Below are 20,970 nucleotides of genomic sequence, written 5' to 3' on the forward strand. Positions count from 1 at the left end.
CTGCCTTTAGTTCGGAATGTTCCCAAAAAACAGAGTAAAAACAGCTCGTTAATTGGCCCGAATTATCCTTATCTTATTGTTTTTTAATGATTAATGTAATTATTTCTTCAGTTGTTTGAAAATAATACAGACTTTACCTCGCCGTATTTAAATGTAAATTTATGTGCGGCCGACATTCGCGATGGTTATATATTCGCTTTGTTGAAACCGTCTTTTTATTCAAACATGGAAGATGTTTCGATTATGAAAAAAACAACGCTGCTGCTTTCCACTCTGATTACTTGTGCCATGGGAATATCTGTTGCTCAGGCGACACAAACGGTGTCATTGGGCTATGCTCAGGCGAAAGTCGAAGATTTTAAAGATCTGAAAGGGGTTACGGCCAAGTACCATTATCAGGGTGATTCTGCACTGGGTATTATTGGTTCTTTTACCTATCTGGGCGGTAAAAAAGATTACAACCAGAGTAGTATTGGATTCAGCTCACACGAGAGCGACGATGTTAAATACTATTCACTAATGGTTGGACCTTCCTACCAAATTAATGATGTCGTGAGTATTTATGGGCTTGCTGGTTTAGGCCATGCTAAAGTAAAAAACTCGTATAACTATACATTGCCCAATCAATCAGGCAGTGAAAGCTACAGTGAAAGTAAAACCAAATTTGCTTACGGTGCCGGTATTCAAATTACACCAGTAGCAAACTGGGCGATTGATATTGGCTACGAAGGCACAAAAATCTATGAAGCCCGTGTAGACGGCTTTAATATTGGTGTCGGTTATCGTTTCTGATTTTCCGATCATCGAAAACCGGTGGACAAGCTTCTGCCGGTTATTATTTCTTCTCCCCTTCTTCGTTTTTAATCATAAAACTCTCAATCGATTTATTGCCATTGTAGTGAAGCCAGACCCGCAACGATTCATTGTCCATCGGCTTAGCATAAAGGAATCCCTGTATATATTTGACGCCGCGCCGTTGTAAATACATGAGTTGTTGTTCGGTTTCCACGCCTTCCGCTATCGATTGAAGCTTGATGCGGTGGCTTAAACTAATAATGGCATCAAGAATAGGGGCTTCTTCATCCGGTGATGAAATTGCACTGACGAATCCCTGGTCTATTTTCAGGCAATCCAGCGGAAAATTTTGCAGATAAGAGAGTGAACAGTGGCCGGTGCCAAAGTCATCGATGGCAATCATAAAGCCATCTTCACGCAGCTGATGCAGACGCTGTATGATTTCAGGACCGTTGCTGATGAGATTACGTTCTGTTAGTTCCAACGTAATGCTTAATGAATGGGATGCGACTTTCTCCGCAAAGCGGTGTACGTCTGGTACGAAACTTGGGTGATGCAAATGCTCTGCTGCAACGTTGAGCCCCAGATGAAATCCGGGTTTTACCTGCCAACTGGCGATATCGGATGCGACCAGATCAAATAAATGCCGGGTGATGGGAATGATCATACTTTCTGCTTCGGCGGCAGAGATAAATATATCGGGTCTAATCCACTGCCCATTACTGCGCCGCCAGCGCAGTAATGTTTCGACTCCGGTACAGGAGCGCGAATCTGCATCATAGATAGGCTGGTAATATACGGAAAATTCGCCGTTAGCGATGCCTTTACGGATTTCATCGCGGAATAATAATTTACGTTTTTGCCAGTACCATATCGCCGTAGTAAAAAGCAGAGAGAGAATAATTGCCAGTGGTAGAAACGTGAAAAATGCCTGCATCCAGTTCGTTATTTCCTGAGCGGCGGGAGCGATAATATGGAGAGTAATGGGGAAGCGATCCGATTTGATTTCAAGCGCAGAGGTAGAAAATAAGCCGGTGCGGGGCGTAATCGTCGGGCCAGTTTGAATCGGGTGACCGTTGTCCATTTGCAGAATGAGTTCATAGCCACGGATCTGGCTAATCGCAATCATAAGATCAATGAGGTATTGCGCATCGACCATGGCGTAAGCACCGTATCCCGAGAGGGGCGTCTGGACGAAGATCAGTGCTGGGCGTCCTTTTACGTTGTCTGAGCCAGCAATCGACAGGCTCCAGCGTTCAGAATAGGTTTCTGGTAACGGCTGTTGAATGACGCGGCTTATTGGCGTCAGCGTGCTGCCAAAAGTTGAAGAGCAATAGATGTCGTTATTATGGGTAACACCAATCGCACGAAAGTAAGAAAAAACCGAGCCAAGACGTTGTAGTTCATCACCGATGGCGTTGCAGGGTTGACCATGAAAGTGTTGGAGACGATCCACCATCTTCCATGCTTGTGTCGAAATATTCTCAGCATGATTCATGGCAATTTGCGCGGTGGATTCCAAATCGCGCTTTACCATTAATCTGGACTCTACAAAAGTGAACAGTAATCCGAGCAGCAGCGGCAGCATACCCGCAACCAATAACTGCAACATGTTGATCTTACGTTCACTACGTCTGGGACTCATCAACATCTCCTTTCTGGCAGCAGAGGCCTATGTAGAGACGTCCTTTTCTCCGTGAATTCAAGGAGAGCGCTGAATAGTGGTTATTATAGTGCCTATTTGCAGAAAGGCAGCGCCTGCGCGCAGGCCCATGCTGAACTCCACGCCCATTGGAAATTATACCCCCCGAGCCAGCCAGTTACATCGACCACTTCACCGATGAAATACAGACTTGGTACCGTGCTGGTCTCCATGGTTTTGGAGGACAGTGCTCGAGTGTCAACTCCGCCGATGGTCACTTCAGCCGTGCGATAGCCTTCAGTGCCGTTTGGCTGCACACGCCACTGTTGTAGGCTCTGCTCAATATGCGTTTGCTGTGTGCTGTTGAGCTGCTTCAACGTGATATCCGGCAATTGTCCTAACGCTTGCAGGCATTCGACGAGTCGTTTAGGTAGCCACTGTGCCAGCGTGTTTTTCAAGCTTTGGTTCGGGTGAGCTGTGCGCTCGTCATTGATAAGTTGGGTGAGATCGCAGTCGGGCAGTAAGTTGATGGTGACGAATTCACCTGCCTGCCAGTAGCTGGAAATCTGCAAAATAGCGGGGCCAGAGAGCCCGCGGTGCGTGAACAGGATGTTTTCACGGAATATCACGCCATTTTCTGCGGTGACGACGGTAGGTACAGAGACGCCGGAGAGCGTTTGCAACTGTTCGAGCAAAGGCTTGTGCAGCGTAAAGGGCACCAGTGCGGCGCGGGTTGGGAGTACATTGATACCAAATTGTGCGGCGAGCTGGTAACCGAACGGCGTCGCGCCAAGGCCTGGCATCGACAGGCCACCACAGGCAACAACCAGCGATGTGCTTTGGAATGATGTCCCGTTGCTCAGGTGGATGGTGAACAGATCGTTTGATTTCTCCACCGAGGTAACTTCACTGCGCAGACGGAGAGTGACGTTAGCCCGCTCGCACTCTGTTACCAGCATATCCACGATTTGCTGTGCGGAATCATCGCAGAACAGCTGGCCGAGCGTTTTCTCGTGATAAGCGATGCGGTGGCTGTTGACCAGACTAATGAAATCCCATTGGGTATAACGCGCCAATGCTGATTTACAGAAGTGAGGGTTGTGGGACAGATACGCCGCTGGTTCCGCATACATATTGGTAAAGTTGCAGCGCCCGCCGCCGGACATCAATATTTTACGACCGGGTTTCTTGCCATTGTCGAGCAGTAGAACACGCAGCCCGCGTTGTCCCGCCTGTGCGGCACAAAACATGCCTGCTGCACCGGCACCGATGATGACAGCGTCAAACTGTTCCACAATGCATTTCTCCGATGAGTGATTTTATCTTGGATTGCCGTTGGCAAATAAGCCATCGAGGTGGCGAATTGTAGTGTTGGTTTCTGTTCGATACCAGCGTAACAATTTGCATGTTTTAGTAAAAATATATAATTGATTGATTTATATTGATTAAGTGCTTTTTCCGTCTATCCCCATCACATATTAAGTCAAAAAAATGTCATATTTTGCTTTTCCCGACCCCTGCTTGTCGCCGATAATGCGCCGCGTTCATGACCACTAAATGGCCTAACGTTTATGCTACATTTATTTGCCGGACTGGATTACTACACCGGCCTGATGTTGATATTGGCTTTGTTGTTTGTGCTGATGTATGAAGCCATTAACGGTTTTCACGATACTGCGAATGCCGTTGCCACTGTTATTTATACCCGAGCCATGCGCGCCGAGTTTGCCGTTGTTATGGCGGGTGTCTTTAATTTCTTCGGTGTACTGCTGGGCGGCCTGAGTGTGGCTTATGCGATTGTTCACCTTCTCCCCACTGATTTATTGCTGAACGTGAGTTCGGCGCACGGTCTGGCGATGGTCTTTTCCATGCTGCTGGCCGCGATTATCTGGAACCTGGGTACCTGGTATTTTGGTATTCCTGCCTCCAGTTCCCACACGCTTATCGGTGCCATTATCGGTATTGGTTTGACCAACGCTTTGCTGACGGATACCTCTATCGTTGATGCGTTGAACGTGCCGAAAATGATCAGCATTTTCCTGTCGTTGCTGCTCTCGCCAATTGTGGGGATGGTAGTCGCAGGCCTGATGCTGCTGGTGCTGCGTCGGTTCTGGAACAACAGTAAAAAACGCAAACGCGTGCATCTGACGCCCGTCGATCGCGAGAAGCAGGACGGCAAACGTAAGCCGCCGTTCTGGACGCGTACCGCGCTGATCTTGTCGGCGATTGGTGTGAGCTTCTCTCACGGTGCAAACGACGGTCAGAAAGGTATCGGCTTGATTATGCTGGTGCTGATTGGTGTCGCGCCAGCTGGTTTTATTGTCAACATGAACGCATCTGGCTATGACATCAGCCGTACCCGCGATGCCGTTGTCAATTTACAGGAATATTACAAGCAGCATGGCGACGCGTTGACGCACGTTATCGATTTGTCTCCGCCAGTAATTCCTGTGCCAGAAAGCACGATTCCCGGCAACGGTCAGAAAGAATTCCACTGTGATAGTTCACGCGTGATGATCGCGATTGAACGTACTCAGGGTCTGCTGAATAACCTGAAAAGTTACGACCAGTTGAATCCTGACGATCGTAGCAGAGTGCGTCGCTTGTTGATGTGTATCGCGGATACGATGGATCGGGTGGTTAAGCTGCCAGAAACGTCGGGCGAAGATAAACGCTATCTGAACAACCTGCGTAAAGACATGCTGCAGACGGTTGAATACGCGCCTCTCTGGATTATCGTCGCGGTTGCGTTGGCGCTGTCTCTGGGCACGATGGTGGGCTGGAAACGCGTTGCTGTGACCATCGGTGAGAAGATTGGTAAGAAAGGCATGACCTACGCACAAGGCGTTTCGGCGCAGGTGACGGCTGCCTTGTCGATTGGTGTTGCGAGCTACACCGGGATGCCTGTTTCCACCACACATGTATTGTCGTCGGCGGTTGCTGGGACGATGATTGCGGACGGTGGGGGCGTACAGGGCAAAACGATAAGAAGCATTCTGCTGGCCTGGGTATTGACGCTGCCAGTCTCAATGTTGATGTCTGGTACGCTGTACTGGCTGGCGTTGAAGCTGATCTAATCGCGGTGATTTATAACGCATAAAAAACGTAGGGAACGTTTTTCAACGTCGCTTGCGACGGCCCGCAGGGGAACGGACAAGGATGTCCGTCATAAAAAAAGGCGATTCTGTGGGGAATCGCCTTTTTACTTTTTATCGACGTTCATGCTGTTAATACCAGAGATTGTGTAAGTACCAATAATTATATAAATACAATGCCTTAATACCACATCATCATGGCTATTAGGCTGATGACAATGAGGCCACACAGGGCGGTCGTGAGCAGAAATTGTCCCCGCACCCGCTCACAGCGGCGAATAAATTCAGGGTCGTGATGGTCAAGATAGCGTTGCGCGTAGATATAGCCTACCAGCCTGATTTGCTTGCTTGGCTGACCGTGCGATGTAAAAAAACCTCCCCCATCAACGTATTGGTAAAGCAGTGGGTCACAGTCACGCAAAATCATCAGTAACACGCGTAACGAAGAGTAATACCTCGCCATATTGATGATGCAGACGATACATAAAGCCCAGAAAAGCGCAAATGTACTAATCATGCTTCCCTCCCGGTCGTTCTATTCGTCAGATTCGATGACCATACCTTCCCGTTGTCCACCTGTGTCCGATGACAAGCGTTATTATCAGCGACGCTTATCAACGACGTTTTTCTGCGACGAATAGTTATGCCACGCGCTTACGCACGATTTTATTGTCATTTGGGACAGCCAACAGCATCACGGCTAGCCCATTCTCGTTTTCCATCCCAAGGCGCAGCGGATAGGTTCACCACCCCCTACTTGTAGTGTAGAAGAAGAATGTTCGTTTGTGCCAGAGAGGCAGGCGCAATCAGGATGAAGGACGATTTTCGACGAGGTAATGCCCTTTTCGAAAGGAGAAGCTACGCGATTTAACTGTGAAAAGGAGCGGTTTCTACTACACTTATTAATAGAATTAACAGGTTTAAAAACGGGTTGTGATCGACTGAACAGTCCGATAGTGCGGACGAGTGTTATTCTATAATCCGCCGTTAAGTATCAGATTGGCAGGAGAAATATCTGCTAACCCTTAATTAGTCTTTACGGAAGGAGTCTTATTATGGCTTACAAACACATCCTTATTGCTGTTGACCTTTCTCCAGAAAGCAAAGTGTTAGTGGAAAAAGCCGTTTCAATGGCAAGACCGTACAATGCGAAAGTGTCGTTAATCCACGTCGATGTGAATTACTCCGATCTCTACACGGGGCTCATCGACGTCAATCTGGGTGACATGCAACAGCGTATCTCTGAAGAAACCCAGAATGCGTTGACCGAGTTGTCTCAGAATGCGGGCTATCCCATCAGCGAAACGCTGAGTGGCAGCGGCGATTTAGGGCAAGTACTGGTTGATGCAATCAAAAAATACGAAGCCGATCTCGTGCTGTGTGGGCACCATCAGGACTTCTGGAGCAAACTCATGTCTTCTGCACGTCAACTGATTAATACCGTACATGTTGACATGCTCATCGTGCCTTTGCGTGATGAGGAAAACGAATAAAAATTAACTTTTTTTGCATTTTTTTTCAGTGATGAAAGGCGCGGCTTCTGGCTGCGCCTTTTGTTATATAACAAAAACTTATCTCGAATTTCCTTCTCAAAACACCCCAAAAAACCCTTCCTATCTCATTGGATTATAACGTTTATCTGAAAAGAAAACGCTTGCTTAAATATCCATCGCCAGTGTTATAGTCCAGAGGACACAACATCATTTTCACCGATCCCACAAGCTTCTACGTGTCTAAAAATTAAAGAAGCAGAAGGGAGCTTATTCGTTCAATCAGGAGCTGTTCATGGCACAAATCGTATCTCTGGCAAGTTTTCTTGATTCTGTTCAACAACGCGATCCGCATCAGCCTGAATTTCTACAGGCTGTTAATGAAGTACTTTCCACGCTGTGGCCTTTTCTGGAGCAGAACCCTCACTATGCCGATTACAGCCTGCTGGAACGATTGGTAGAACCGGAACGTGTAATTCAGTTTCGCGTGGCGTGGACGGATGACAAAGGTCAGGTACAGGTGAACCGTGCCTGGCGCGTCCAGTTCAGCTCCGCGATTGGCCCGTACAAAGGTGGCATGCGTTTCCATCCGTCCGTTAACCTGTCGATTCTGAAATTCCTTGGGTTCGAGCAGACGTTCAAGAATGCGCTGACGACGCTGCCAATGGGCGGCGGTAAAGGGGGTTCGGACTTTAATCCGAAAGGGAAAAGTCAGGGCGAAGTCATGCGCTTCTGTCAGGCGCTGATGACGGAACTGTATCGTCATTTGGGCGCGGATACGGATGTTCCAGCGGGTGACATCGGCGTGGGTGGTCGCGAAGTCGGCTTCATGACCGGCATGATGAAGAAGCTGACCAACAACACGGCGTGCGTCTTCACCGGCAAAGGGTTGTCGTTTGGCGGCAGTCTGATTCGTCCTGAAGCAACGGGCTACGGCCTGATTTACTTCACAGAAGCGATGCTGAAACGCCACGGTCTGGGTTTTGAAGGCATGCGGGTTGCGGTGTCTGGTTCCGGTAATGTGGCGCAGTACGCGATTGAAAAAGCGATGGAACTGGGTGCCCGCGTGGTCACGGTATCGGATTCTAACGGCACTGTGGTGGATGAAAACGGATTTACCCCAGAGAAACTGGCGCTGCTGGAAGAGATCAAGAACAAACGCTATGGCCGTGTGGAAGATTACGCGCGTGAAGCGAAACTGACCTACCTCGCAGGCAAAACGCCGTGGGAAGTGCCAGTAGATATCGCGCTGCCGTGTGCGACGCAGAATGAGCTGGATCTCCCAGCGGCGCAGACGCTGATTGCTAACGGCGTGAAAGCCGTGGCGGAAGGTGCCAATATGCCGACCACGATTCCAGCGACCGATGCGTTCCTGGATGCAGGCGTGCTGTTTGCACCGGGTAAGGCGGCTAACGCCGGCGGCGTGGCGACATCCGGGCTGGAAATGGCGCAGAACGCGGCACGTTTGGGCTGGAAAGCGGAGAAGGTGGATGCGCGTTTGCATCACATCATGCTGGATATTCACACTGCGTGCGTGCAGTACGGTGGTGAAGATAGCCAGACGAACTACGTGCGCGGTGCCAATGTGGCGGGCTTTGTCAAAGTGGCTGACGCGATGCTGGCGCAGGGCGTTGTGTAACGGATAATTCCCCTGAGCGCCTGTATTCGCAGGCGCTCTTACCCGTCATACTTCAAGTTACAGGTGTGTTTGCTGCCTTTCTTTATCTTAATCCGCATTGTGTATCGTCGGTTTTTTGCCGGTACAACCCGTTCTCTTCAAGGTTTACACCATTGTGAAAATCAAACATCTTCCTTTCGATCAGAATCGTAATGGCTGGTCGGCAGATCTTGTCGATAAACCGAATTACCCGCAGCAACGTGGAAAAACAACGGCGGATTGGTTGGTGATCGGCGCGGGCTATGCGGGGATCGCTTTTGCCCAGCGTTTGGCTGAACAGCGCCCGGATAAACACATTATCCTGCTGGATGCGGGCGAGATTGGCGACAATGCCTCTGGGCGTAACTCTGGTTTCGTCATCGATTTGCCGCATAACATCGGCAGTTCGACGGCGGAGTTAGAAAAGGCAGCCGCTTATCGCCGCCTGTTGCAGTCCGGTGTGGCGCACTTAAAAGAAAAGGTGGATCGCTATGCTATCGCGTGTGACTGGAGCGTGGCGGGGAAATATCACTGTGCCGTTAGTTCGACATTCAATGGGCTGATCGATACTTATGTCCGTGAATTGAACGACCTTGGCGAACCTTATCAGGTGGTTGAAAAAGACGAACTTGCTCGTCGCCTTGGAACCTCTTTCTATCAACGCGCTGTGTATACCCCCAATTGTATTCTGCTAAATCCGGCGGCGCTGGTGATCGGGCTGGTGGCGAGTCTGCCTAAGAACGTGACGGTTTACGCTCATTCCCCTGCGCTGAATATCGAGACTGGATCGCGCATTCGTGTGAAAACGCCCTATGGTGAGATTCAGGCAGATAAGCTGATGATGGCGATTAACGGCGCGGCGCGCGGCCTGCCGTTGTTCAATGGTCGGGTTTTTGCCGTGGCGACCTTTGCGACGCTGACTGAGCCGCTGAATGCGGAACAGATTGCACGGATGGGTGATATGCCGGATTGGGGGCTGACGCCGGTCAATGCGCTGGCCAGCGCGACGCTGCGCTACACGCGCGACCATCGTTTCCTGATTCGGGAGCATGTGAAGTTTGCCCCTGAGTTGGTTAATAGTGCGGTCGAAACTGGACGCCACGCGCGTCGACATGCTGCTATTTTTGCCCGCATGTTCCCGCAGTTGAGCGACGTTAAAATGGCGCACTCGTGGTCAGGACTGATTAGCGTAACGCGCAACGGTGCGCCAATTTGGGGGCAGCTAAGCGACAATGTGTTCGCATCCGCTGGCTGTAACGGGGCCGGGCTGTCGAAGCAAACCGCCGCCGGACATATTCTGGCGGATCTGGCGTTAGGTGAAGACAACCCACTGATTAGCGATATGCAATCGCTCGGTCAGGCAAACTACCTGCCGCCACGCCCTTTTCTGGATATCGGCGTGAACGGCTACCTGACGAGCGAACGTTGGAAAGCCCGCAGCGAGAGATAACGCCTGTCAGTTAATCGCCGCGATAACTGTCAACTGATCGTTCAGCCGCTGCTTGGTCAACGCATTGGTGGTGCTGTCACGCTGTTGCGTCAGCTCCGTCACGCGTTTCTCCCTCTGCGTGGCATCCGGCAGCAGCAACGGCTTCACGTTGATGGATTGCACGTTGCTATAGCGGCCATCGTCTGAGGTCGGTACGCTGATTTTTCCACTGTTAAGCAGCGATTCGACAATTTTTCGCTCACGCTCATAGCCCTGCAATCCCGCCAGCTTCCAGCGCTGCGGCACCGTACCCTCGTATTGTCCTTTCTTCACCTCAGTCAAATAACGGATGGTCAGGTTACGAATCGTGCCCGCCTCTTCGCCATATTCCACTTTGGTATCCGATATCACCGGGAACTGCATGCCCTCCAGCACGCCGCCTTTTTGCGTCAGGTGGCCCATACGGTAGCTGTTCATGCCCAGACGAATCGGCATGTCGTCGGTAACCGGCGTGCCGTTATTCATTTTCAGATCGGTAATGCGCTGCCCAGCGGGTTTCGTCAGGTCGATGGTGTAGGTCACGCCGTCGAAGAAATCATTGGTGGAATACTTGGAGGCACGACGCTGTGGATTGAAACTGTAAGTCACATCCCCGTCTTGCAGCTGGTTGAAGTAACCCGCTGACCATTCCATGTATTTCTTCAGTTCTTTTCCGGTTAGCTGATAAACCGTGATTTCACCACCAGCGTATTGATAGTTAAAGGCGATGTCTTTTGCGGCAATAGTACCGACGTTCAGCTTAGGCCGATCGTTATCAATTTGCAGCGCGATAACCTGCGCTTTGGGGGCGTAATGACGGCTGGCTTCCTGAAACAGGGCGCTGATGCCCGTGTCCTGTACGTGTACTTGAGGAATGCCTTTCACGGCATCTTGCGGCACCAGATCGTGCCCGAGAAGTTGTGCAATCGGACGGCTGGCGTTGGCGCGTAAGGTATTGTGATAAGGCTCGTAGATGTCTTCCATCTTGCGGTCAGAATCTACGTCTTTAATCGAATAGGTATAGCTGTCTTTATTGATCAGCACGTATTTGCCGTTCTGTTGCTCAAACTGCAAATCGATACGCGACAGCGCGCGACCATATCTGTCCGGTTCGGTGACGATCACGCCATTAATCACCTCTTTATCCACTTTTACGTGCATATGGCCCGCGACGATGGCGGCTAATTCAGGGTTAGCGCGAGCAATGTCGCCTACGCCAGTGCCCGGCCGCTGGTTCTCGTTATCGATTCCCATATGGGCGACTAGCACGATGGCATCCACTTTGCCGTGGATTTGCTGGATAACGGTTTTTACCGCCCCGACGGGATCGGTAAAGTTCAGCCCTTTCACACGGTCGGTGCCCTTGGCGAATTCAGCGGTCATCGGCGTGTCCATGCCAATGATGCCAATCTTCACACCCTGTCGTTCGACAATTTTATAGGCCGGTAAGTAAGGTTTACCGCTCTCCCAAAAAATATTGCCCGCCAGCGCAGTACCATTGAACTGCTCAAGCGAAGTAGAAAGCACATTCAGTCCGAAATCAAACTCGTGGTTGCCCATGACCCAGACGTCATAATTCATTGCGTTAAAACCGAGAATCATCGGGCTGGTTTTGTCATTTTTGAAGGTTTCGACAAAATTGCCCTGAATGGTGTCGCCCGCATCAACCAGAATCACATTTGGCTGTTGTGCACGAACTTTATGCACCTGCGTCGCGATCTGACTCAGGCTGCCAGCCATGTTGGCGGTATCGGTAGCGTAATCCCAGGGAACAAAGGTGCCATGCAGGTCGGATGTACCTAGAATCGTGATATTTACCGGTTCTTGAACGGCCATAGCAGAGGTACTCAAACAAAGCAGAAGTGACAGAAGCGTTTTTTTCATTATGTCATCTTAGTGTAATAAGAACTGATAGCGTGAAATTATGCGATTTGCTTCTCATTTGTGCTACAGACTTTGCAAAAGCGGCATAAGAAATGCGAAGCAGGATGGGTTTTTAGCCGCCAACACGTTTATCGATGCAGCGGCGAGGGATTCAGACGGGAAGATAGAAGTCGAAGCGGTGGCTTTTGGTTTCCAACATGGACTGTGCCGGCACGCCAGCCAGCGGTGGCGCATAGTCTGGTCGCTTCACCACGACACGTTTCTTTGCCAGCGCACGTGCAGGTTCCAGCAGTGCATCGGCATCGTCATCTGCACCCACCAGCGATTGAAACACCCGCATCTCTTTCTTTACCAGCGCGCTCTTTTGTTTGTGTGGAAACATCGGATCGAGATAGACCACATCCGGCGGCGGTGTAATGTCACGCAGCGCGGTCATACTGGATGCGTGTAGCAGCGTGAGCCGTTCCCGTAGCCACGGGCCGATTTCTGCATCTTGATATCCACGTTTCAACCCATCGTCCAGCAGCGCCGCAACCACAGGATTGCGCTCCACCATGCGTACGTGGCAACCCAATGCCGCCAGCACAAAAGCATCGCGCCCTAGTCCGGCTGTCGCATCCACGACATCCGGCAGGTAATCTTTTTTGATACCAACAGCTTTAGCGACGGCCTCACCGCGTCCGCCGCCAAAGCGACGGCGGTGTGCCATCGGCCCGGCAACGAAATCCACGAAAATAGCGCCGAGCTTCGGTTCATCCTGCTTGCGCAATTCCAGACGTTCCGTTGTTAGCACCAGCGCCATCACCGCATTGGGATCGGAAACCAGCCCCCAGCGCTCAGCCAAAGAAGATAAGGCGCCACTATCGGCGCCTTCTTCTGCGATTAAGCAGATGCTCATCCTTTGATGCCGTAATGCGCGAGCATGGCATCTAACTGAGGTTCACGGCCACGGAAGCGTTTGAACAGCTCCATCGGTTCTTCGGAGCCGCCGCGGGTCAGGATGTTATCCAGGAACGACTGACCGGTTTCTCTATTGAAAATACCTTCTTCTTCAAAGCGGGAATAGGCATCGGCTGCCAGCACGTCGGCCCACAGATAGCTGTAGTAGCCTGCTGCATAACCGCCTGCGAAGATATGGCTGAATGCGTGCGGGTAACGACCCCAGCTTGGGCTTGGCACCACGGCTACCTGCGCTTTGATCTCCGTCAGCGTTGGCAGAATCTGGGCGCCTTTCGCAGGGTCAAACTCGGCATGCAGGCGGAAATCGAACAGGCCTAACTCCAACTGACGCAGAATGAATAGCGCGGCTTGGTAGTTCTTCGCTGCCAGCATTTTATCCAACAGTTCCTGCGGCAGCGGTTCACCGGTTTCATGATGGCCGGAAATAAAGGCCAGCGCTTCAGGTTCCCAGCACCAGTTTTCCATGAACTGACTCGGCAGTTCGACTGCATCCCACGGTACGCCGTTGATACCCGAGACACCGGCGGTATCGATCTGGGTCAGCATATGGTGCAGGCCGTGACCGAACTCGTGGAAGAGGGTGGTGACTTCATCGTGTGTGAACAGGGCCGGTTTGCCGTTGATTGGTCGGTTAAAGTTACAGACCAGATAGGCGACCGGTTTTTGCAGCTCGCCGTTGCCTTTACGCAGTTTACCCGCGCAGTCGTCCATCCAGGCACCGCCACGCTTGTATTCGCGGGCGTACAAATCGAGGTAGAAGCTGCCGCGCAGTTCGCCGCTTTCATCGAACAGATCGAAGAAGCGAACATCCGGGTGCCACACGTCCACATCTTTACGCTCTTTGGCCGTGATACCGTAAATGCGTTTAACTACTTCAAACAGGCCATTTACCGCGCGGTTTTCTGGGAAGTACGGTCGCAGTTGCTCATCGCTGATGGAATACAGGTGCTGCTTCTGCTGCTCGCTGTAGTAGGTGATATCCCAGGCCTGCAATTCATCCACGCCGAAGTGTTCTTTGGCGAAGGCGCGCAGTTGGGCGAGTTCTTCTTCAGCCTGCGGGCGGGCGCGTTTCGCCAAATCGGTCAGGAAATCGATCACCTGTTGTGGGTTTTCCGCCATTTTGGTCGCCAGCGATTTATGCGCGTAGCTATCGAAGCCCAGCAGCTGTGCCAGTTTGTGACGCAGTACCAACTCTTCCGCCATAATTTCGCTGTTGTCCCACTTGCCTGCGTTCGGCCCCTGATCGGACGCGCGGGTGCCGAACGCGCGGTACATCTCTTCACGTAGCGCTTGATTGGTGCAGTAGGTCAGCACCGGCAGGTAACTCGGGATATCCAGCGTTAACAGCCAGCCATCCTGCTCTTTGGCTGCTGCCAGCGCGCTTTCCGGCATGCCATCCAGCTCGGCGACGTCGGTAATCAGTTTGCTCCAGCCCATCGTGGCATCCAGCACGTTGTTGCTGTACTGCGAGCCGAGTTCAGACAGACGAGCGGAAATTTCGCCGTAGCGTTTCTGTTTTTCCGGCGACAGGCCGATGCCGGACAGTTCAAAATCGCGCAGCGCGTTATCAACGGATTTCTTCTGCGCTAGGCTCAGTGTGGTGTAGTGCTCGCCGTCACGCAGGCTGCGATAGGCCTGATATAGCCCGGCATGTTGACCAACCCAGGTGCTGTACTCGGACAGCAGCGGCAGACATTGTTCATAAGCACTGCGCAGCTCTGGGCTGTTCTTCACGGCGTTCAAATGGCTGATAGGGGAAAAAATGCGGCCAAGACGATCATCGCTGTCCGCCAGTGTCTGACACAGATTATCCCATGTGAACGGCCCCGCTTGCGCGACCACACGTTCTACCGTCTCGCGGCATTCATCCAGCGCAGATTTAACGGCTGGGACAATATCTTCCGTTTTAATGCTGGAGAACGGGGGCAGGGTAAATGAGGTCAGTAATGGATTCGTCATAGTGCCGTCCTGATAATTGTGGGTGATCTCGTTGCCGGTAAGTTGAATCTGTTGAAGAGAGACCGGCAAGGCGGATATCTATTGCGGATTGATTACTAAGATGAGGTCAAGTGCCGTGAAAATCAATGGTGGAGGCGGTGCTCCTCGTGATCAACGGTGCGTTTTCCGTCATCAATAAGCCCTGTGCGTTACCTGAGAAGGCCTGTTAACGTTGTACTAAATGCGTTTTCCTAAAAGTTTTTGCTATTTTCCTGCCCGATTTTGTTTCTCGCGTGACCTACCTGATGTGTCTTTTTTTTCAATATTTCAGGGGAATGACAATGGCGATAAACAATCATAATGGTGGGTGCATCGCGCATAAACCTACCTTGGCGGTCGCGCGGGCAGTCCATTTGGCACTGTCTGGCGTGTTGATCTTAAGTGTTGGAACGGTCAGCTCAGCGCTGGCGGCGGAAACTGCCGCTGCTGTCGCGGCACCAACAATGACGTTTTCCATTCTGGCAGGGTCGCTAGGCACCACGTTGCAGGCTGTCGCCAGCCGTGCCAATGTCATTCTCACGTTTTCTCCCGATCAAACACAGAATAAAACCAGTGGGAGCGTGCGGGGAACCTACACCGTACAGGAAGCCTTTGCGGCCGCACTGGCGGGAACGGGATTGAGTGCAGTACAGACGGCCACAGGCTATCGGCTGGAATCCACGCTTGCCGCCGAGGGAAGCGACGGCAGCCTGCTGATCCCAACGCTCTCGGTTGTCGGCGGCACATCGGACAGCGCTGCGGCCGGACGTTCCGTGTTACGTCAGGCCGATGTCGATCGCGTACAAGCTGACAATATTGCCAGCCTGCTCGATAAACTTCCCGGCGTGTCGATGGCGGGTTCTCCTCGACCGGGTGGACAGAGCCTGAATATCTGGGGCATGGGCGACATGGAAGACGTCAAAGTTGTTTTGGACGGTGCGCCAAAAGGCTTTGAGAAATACCGTCAAGGCTCGGTGTTCATTGAACCTGAACTGATTAAGCGTATCGACGTTGATAAAGGCCCGCATGATATTCGCAGCGGTAATGGCGGCTTCGGCGGTACCATTCACGTTGATACCAAAGACGCCAGCGATCTGCTCATGCCGGGAGAAAATTTCGGTGGGATGGCCAAGTACAGCTATCACACCAACGATCGGCAAAATATCTACAGCGGTGCGCTGTATGGCCGAACGGAGGATGGGATGGCTGATGGCCTGCTCTACATGAGCAAGCGCGATGGCGACAACATCGAACGTCCTGATGGCTCGCGCTTTGTCTACTCGACGAGCGACATGGCATCCTATTTACTGAAGACCAACATCTATCTGACGGATTCTCAGACGCTGACGCTCTCCGCTATGCGCTCCGAATCTGACGGCTGGCAGCCGTTTGCTGCTAAGCGTGACGATATGGCGGCACCCACACAGGCAGACATCAATCGTTATGGCTGGGAAGAGGCGTGGCGGCGTAAGCTGGTTTACCGCGATCAGGTCGATAAAAACTACTCGCTGAAATGGAATATCGCGCCAGCGGATCAGCCGTGGCTGAATCTCACTGCGTCATTTGCCACCTCAAAAACTGAACAGCATGACAGACGTTCTGATTCGGCTTCACAGAGTAGCTATCTGGGAACGCTGGGGAATGAAAGCTGGGTAAGCTATAAAGATCAACTTGCGGAAATCAGTAACGAAAGCCTGTTCACTACCGGCCCGCTCGACCATAAGTTGCTGGTGGGGATGCGCTGGCACCAGCATAAGCGCGATACGCTTATTTATTACCCATCTGGCAAGAATAACGCCGAGTATAACTATGGTTATTTCCAGCCTTACTACATGCCGGCAGGGGAACAGGAGACGCGCAGCCTGTATGTACAGGACGCGGTAACGATCGGTAGCGTGACGATTACTCCGGGTGTGCGTTATGACCATGTCACGAATACGGGGAAACCTAACGCGGCACCACGTTATAACAGCAGCATTCCGGCTGCCGGACATGATTACAGCAGCGTGACCTACACCGGCTGGTCGCCGCGTATCGGCGCACTCTGGAAAGCGACGGACAATCTCTCGCTGTTTGCCGATGCCAGCCGCACCTGGCGTGCGCCTGTTGTCGATGAGCAATATGAAGTGCAGTCTGCGGCGTCCAGCGTGCCGGGAACCAGTCGTAATCTGGAGGTTGAAAGCATTAAGGCATTTCGTCTGGGGGCGATTCTGGACTTCAACAATCTGATGCTCGAAGAGGACAGCCTACAAATCCGCACCACGCTGTTCCGTAATCGCGGTAAAAACGAAATTTTCTACCGTCGCGGTATTTTGTGTGAAGCGCAGACGCAGAGCGGCACGTCATCATCTTGTGGGCAGCCGCTCTCTAACTACCGTAATTTACCGGGTTATACCATTGAAGGGGTCGAGATTGAGTCGTTCTACGACAGCCGCTGGCTGTTTGGTAGCCTGTCCTTCTCTTCCATTCGCGGCGAGCGCGATGCTTCACCGCGTAATCCGTGGGGCAATAAAACCTGGATTGCTGAAATCCCGCCAACAACCGCACATGCGACGCTGGGCACCAAAATTCCTCGTCTGGATATGGCCGTAGGCTGGACGAGTGACTTTGTGCGTAAGCAGGACCGTTCGCCTGCCGATGGCGATCCACAGGCCGATATCTGGGCGCTACCGAAAAGCAAAGGCTATGTACTACATGGTCTGTTCGCCAGTTGGCAGCCACAGACGATAAAAGGATTTGAAGCGCGTGTGACGGTCGATAACCTACTGAATACCGATTACTACCCGTATCTGGGCGAATCCGTGTCCGGCGTGGGACGTAACGTGAAAATCAGCGTGTTACAACGCTTCTGATCGCGTCACGCGGGGCGGATAGGATGACCGCCCCGTTAGTAGGGGCATGTTGCATAGGCGTAATGCAAATTCAGCAAATTTGAATAATTTTCGTTTCGGAACTTGACAGTCAGAGGGAAAAAACATAAATAAGAACGATTATCATTCTTATGTTTAAATAGCGCTCTGGGGTAAAGTTCGATGGTGAGGAAAGCGACGGCCAGCGTGAATGACTTTGCCCAACAGCTCTATTTCGATCATCACCGCTGGTTGTATAACTGGCTGCGCCATAAACTGGATTGTTCCCAGAATGCGGAAGACTTGGCACAGGATACGTTCCTTAGTGTGCTGATGAACCCGGAGTTGCTCACGATTCGCCAGCCGCGCCCGTTTCTGGCCACCGTGGCCCGCCGTTTAGTCGCCAATCATTATCGTCGTAAAAAAATTGAAGATGCCTATCTGGATGTGTTGAGCACGCAGCCGGATGCCTGTATGCCTTCCCCGGAAACGCGTCTTCTTACCCTCGAAATTCTTGAACAGCTTGATGCTGCACTGGATGGCCTGCCAGCGCCAGTCAGAGAGGCGTTTCTGCTGGCACACCTCCACGGTATGCGCTACAGCGATATCGCCGAGCGTTTACGCGTTTCCAGCAGTTCAGTGAAACAGTATCTGCAACGCGCCAACCTCCAATGTTTCTTTGCTTTGCCGCTATGAACGATCCCACTTTTTATCGTGACGGACAGGGGCAGCCTATTCAGCCAGATAGCGCACGTGAAGCGGTGGCGTGGCTGACGCAACTGATGTCCGACAGCGTCACGGAGCAGGATCGCCGCGAGTGGCAGCGTTGGCGCGAGGCCTCACCGGATAACGAGCAAGCGTGGCAGCATATTGAATCCGTGTGTGCCAATCTGGGTCAACTTAACGCGCGGGCAGCACACCAGAGTCTATCGACGCTTAACGGTATGCAGCGGCGCAGCGTACTCAAAGCGCTAGCCATTCTCTGTCTGACCGGAGGGGCTGGCATGGCTGGATCGCGTACGGATGTGTGGCAGTCGTTTACGGCAGATTATCAGACGCAGGTAGGCGAACAGCGCCACGCGGTATTGGAAGATGGCACGACGCTGCTGCTGAATACGCAGACGGCGCTGAATGTGGCCTACGGTGACGATCTACGCCAGCTCACGCTGATTCGCGGTGAAGTCATGATCGAAACCAGTCAGGTGGAAAAGGCCGCGTTGTATCCACGTCCTTTCATTGTGACGACGGCACAGGGAAAGGTGCAGGCACTGGGCACGCGTTTTAGCTTGCGGGTACAGGATGAACACACGCAGGTGGCGGTGTATGACGGCGCGGTAAGGCTTCATCCGCAGCGGAACGGTCAGGATGTACAAGTGGTAAAAAGCGGACAAACGGCAACGTTTACCACGCAGCGCTGTGGCCAGATAGAGACGGAGAAGGCAGAGCCTGCATGGGTGAAAGGGCAACTGCTGGCGGATAATCAGCGTCTGGTGGATTTTGTTGATGAATTGAGCCGCTACCGCAGCGGCGTGATTCGTTGTCAGCCAGAGGTTGAGAGCCTGCGGTTCTCCGGCGTCTTTCCGCTGTCTGATACCGATAATATCTTGGCGGCGCTGGCGGAGGCGCTTCCTGTGCAGGTGCGTTATTTCTCTCGCTACTGGGTTCAGATTGCTGCGCGATAAAATATCCTGCCAAAGTGTAATAACATTGTATTTTATGCTGTTTTCATTTTTTTTCTGCCCGATCCCCGTAGCTGAACGACCCACTATTATCGGTTGCCTGTTTTATACCTAACGATGTGATGAAGAACGCATGATGATGTCCTCGGAACCTCATACATTGAGAATGCTGCTTCTGTCTCTGCGGCGAGAGGCGGTGTGCTAATGGCCACACAGACGCTGAAATTCAATACGATTCAGCCCGCAACGACAGTACGTTGGGGAAGTGGCTCGCTGCTGGCCTTGGCGCTACACGCGGGGGTGATTGTCTGGATGAGCTACCATGCGCTCGATTCCTCAATTGAAGCGCCGCCGCCCGCCATGATGTTAATGGTCGCGGATAGCGTGCAATCCACATCCAGCCCTCAGGATGCGCCTGTTGGCCCGCAGCAAACGCTGTCCACGCCGCAAGAATCTGCGGCTCAACCGGAAAAAATAATGCAAGACGTGCCGCCGCTCGCGCCTGCACCAAAGCCGGTGATTACGACGGCGCAAAAGGAAAAACCGCAGTCGCAGAAAAAAGTGCAGAAAAAAATGGAAAAACCGGTGCAGGAGACGACGCCGCAGGAAGCGATCGCGCCATCGGAAAAACCGCCAGCACCCGTCACCAGCGCACCGCTGCCGGGCAACAGTCAGCACGTCGCTGCGCCGTATAACAGCGATGCCGCGCAGATGCGTAAAGGCGTGGCGGACTGGAGTAGCAAACTGTTGGCACATCTGAGCCGCCATAAACGCTATCCGGCTCAGGCCGCACGGCAGCGATTACAGGGTGTCGCCCAGATTCGTGTGACGTTAGATCGAACCGGAAATGTACTGGCTGTTTCGTTGGTCAGCAGCAGCGGTGTGGCACCATTGGATACGGAGTCTGTCGCCTTGCCGAAGCGTGCTCAGCCGCTTCCGGCTCCGCCAGCAGAAGTGATTGGCGATAACGCGCAACTCACCATCACGGTCCCGATTAGCTTCGATTTACGCGAAGCACGTCGCTAACTGGTATCAACTAGCGCGGCGTGTGTGCATCATAGCCAGCATAAAAAAACCGAATCGCGTAAGGGTTGCCTTGTTCGGTAAAGAACTCTGCGACTCTCTCCCGTTCCAGCCCGTAGCGGCGCGATAACAACCCAGCCTCGAAGGCGGCCTGCTGGCGGTCGCCTTTGGTTTCCGCCAGATGGTGAGCATAGCCACAGATATAGCCGCGCCGATAATCGTAGCAGTAAGGGTTAATGTCGTTGGTGGATTTTGGGTTGGCAGATCTCAGCCCCGCGAGGACGCCTCGCTCAAAATGGTTTCCCACTATAATGCTCCGTGAATTATCGTTATATATTAAATGATATAACGCTTATTTGTCACTCACCAGATCTGTTGAAAAATATTCCTGAATCCGTCGCGCATGCACGTACTTCCTCAGCCTGAATATCGGTAGCTTTCAATCGAATGA

General features: G+C 52.1%; 16 protein-coding genes. 9 read left to right on the top strand and 7 right to left on the bottom strand.

What is annotated here, in order from left to right:
- The first annotated feature begins 243 nt into the window (after positions 1–243).
- A complete protein-coding gene (locus DCX48_13775) occupies positions 244–792 on the top strand; it encodes a virulence protein (GenBank protein ID QXE15497.1) in 549 nt (182 codons plus the stop codon).
- 43 nt (positions 793–835) lie between these two features.
- Here the strand turns inward: DCX48_13775 and DCX48_13780 are convergent, their stop codons facing one another.
- Both DCX48_13780 and DCX48_13785 read right to left on the bottom strand, forming a co-directional pair.
- Positions 836–2,440 (bottom strand): EAL domain-containing protein, encoded by a 1,605-nt coding sequence (locus DCX48_13780; protein QXE15498.1) that lies wholly within the window; start codon positions 2,438–2,440, stop codon positions 836–838.
- Between the two features lie 92 nt (positions 2,441–2,532).
- Positions 2,533–3,732, bottom strand: coding sequence for an NAD(P)/FAD-dependent oxidoreductase (locus tag DCX48_13785; protein ID QXE15499.1), 1,200 nt, complete (start codon positions 3,730–3,732; stop codon positions 2,533–2,535).
- A 276-nt stretch (positions 3,733–4,008) separates the two neighbouring features.
- Between DCX48_13785 and pitA the strand changes: the two genes are divergently transcribed.
- Positions 4,009–5,514, top strand: coding sequence for an inorganic phosphate transporter PitA (gene pitA / locus DCX48_13790; GenBank protein ID QXE15500.1), 1,506 nt, complete (start codon positions 4,009–4,011; stop codon positions 5,512–5,514).
- A gap of 199 nt (positions 5,515–5,713) precedes the next feature.
- On the opposite strand, the gene uspB is transcribed toward pitA, so the two are convergent.
- On the bottom strand, positions 5,714–6,049 hold the full coding sequence (gene uspB / locus DCX48_13795) for a universal stress protein UspB (GenBank protein QXE15501.1): 336 nt from the start codon (positions 6,047–6,049) through the stop codon (positions 5,714–5,716).
- A 538-nt stretch (positions 6,050–6,587) separates the two neighbouring features.
- On the opposite strand from uspB, the gene uspA reads away from it, so the two are divergent.
- From uspA to DCX48_13810, 3 genes are all read left to right on the top strand, one after another.
- Complete coding sequence (uspA, locus tag DCX48_13800) at positions 6,588–7,025, top strand: universal stress protein UspA (GenBank protein QXE15502.1); 438 nt, start codon at positions 6,588–6,590, stop codon at positions 7,023–7,025.
- A 292-nt stretch (positions 7,026–7,317) separates the two neighbouring features.
- On the top strand, positions 7,318–8,661 hold the full coding sequence (locus DCX48_13805; GenBank protein ID QXE15503.1) for an NADP-specific glutamate dehydrogenase: 1,344 nt from the start codon (positions 7,318–7,320) through the stop codon (positions 8,659–8,661).
- 154 nt (positions 8,662–8,815) lie between these two features.
- A complete protein-coding gene (locus DCX48_13810; protein QXE15504.1) occupies positions 8,816–10,129 on the top strand; it encodes an FAD-dependent oxidoreductase in 1,314 nt (437 codons plus the stop codon).
- A gap of 6 nt (positions 10,130–10,135) precedes the next feature.
- Here the strand turns inward: DCX48_13810 and DCX48_13815 are convergent, their stop codons facing one another.
- The 3 genes from DCX48_13815 to DCX48_13825 form a co-directional block, all read right to left on the bottom strand.
- Positions 10,136–12,031, bottom strand: coding sequence for a bifunctional metallophosphatase/5'-nucleotidase (locus DCX48_13815; protein ID QXE15505.1), 1,896 nt, complete (start codon positions 12,029–12,031; stop codon positions 10,136–10,138).
- Positions 12,032–12,182: 151 nt separating this feature from the next.
- Complete coding sequence (rsmJ, locus tag DCX48_13820; protein ID QXE15506.1) at positions 12,183–12,929, bottom strand: 16S rRNA (guanine(1516)-N(2))-methyltransferase RsmJ; 747 nt, start codon at positions 12,927–12,929, stop codon at positions 12,183–12,185.
- The gene (locus DCX48_13825) at positions 12,926–14,950 is read right to left on the bottom strand and encodes an oligopeptidase A (protein ID QXE15507.1); all 2,025 of its coding nucleotides are present in this window, start codon (positions 14,948–14,950) and stop codon (positions 12,926–12,928) included. Before DCX48_13825 ends, rsmJ begins: the two co-directional genes overlap by 4 nt.
- Before the next feature lie 320 nt (positions 14,951–15,270).
- On the opposite strand from DCX48_13825, the gene DCX48_13830 reads away from it, so the two are divergent.
- The 4 genes from DCX48_13830 to DCX48_13845 all read left to right on the top strand — a co-directional run bounded on the left by DCX48_13830 (position 15,271) and on the right by DCX48_13845 (position 20,522).
- A complete protein-coding gene (locus DCX48_13830) occupies positions 15,271–17,820 on the top strand; it encodes a TonB-dependent receptor (GenBank protein QXE15508.1) in 2,550 nt (849 codons plus the stop codon).
- A gap of 180 nt (positions 17,821–18,000) precedes the next feature.
- The gene (locus DCX48_13835; GenBank protein ID QXE15509.1) at positions 18,001–18,513 is read left to right on the top strand and encodes a sigma-70 family RNA polymerase sigma factor; all 513 of its coding nucleotides are present in this window, start codon (positions 18,001–18,003) and stop codon (positions 18,511–18,513) included.
- The gene (locus tag DCX48_13840; GenBank protein QXE15510.1) at positions 18,510–19,499 is read left to right on the top strand and encodes a DUF4880 domain-containing protein; all 990 of its coding nucleotides are present in this window, start codon (positions 18,510–18,512) and stop codon (positions 19,497–19,499) included. Before DCX48_13835 ends, DCX48_13840 begins: the two co-directional genes overlap by 4 nt.
- 201 nt (positions 19,500–19,700) lie before the next feature.
- Complete coding sequence (locus tag DCX48_13845; protein ID QXE15511.1) at positions 19,701–20,522, top strand: energy transducer TonB; 822 nt, start codon at positions 19,701–19,703, stop codon at positions 20,520–20,522.
- 10 nt (positions 20,523–20,532) lie between these two features.
- On the opposite strand, the gene DCX48_13850 is transcribed toward DCX48_13845, so the two are convergent.
- Positions 20,533–20,826, bottom strand: coding sequence for a DUF2623 domain-containing protein (locus DCX48_13850; GenBank protein QXE15512.1), 294 nt, complete (start codon positions 20,824–20,826; stop codon positions 20,533–20,535).
- Positions 20,827–20,970: the final 144 nt, after the last annotated feature.

Source organism: Pectobacterium atrosepticum (genome assembly GCA_019056595.1).
Taxonomy (GTDB): domain Bacteria; phylum Pseudomonadota; class Gammaproteobacteria; order Enterobacterales; family Enterobacteriaceae; genus Pectobacterium; species Pectobacterium atrosepticum.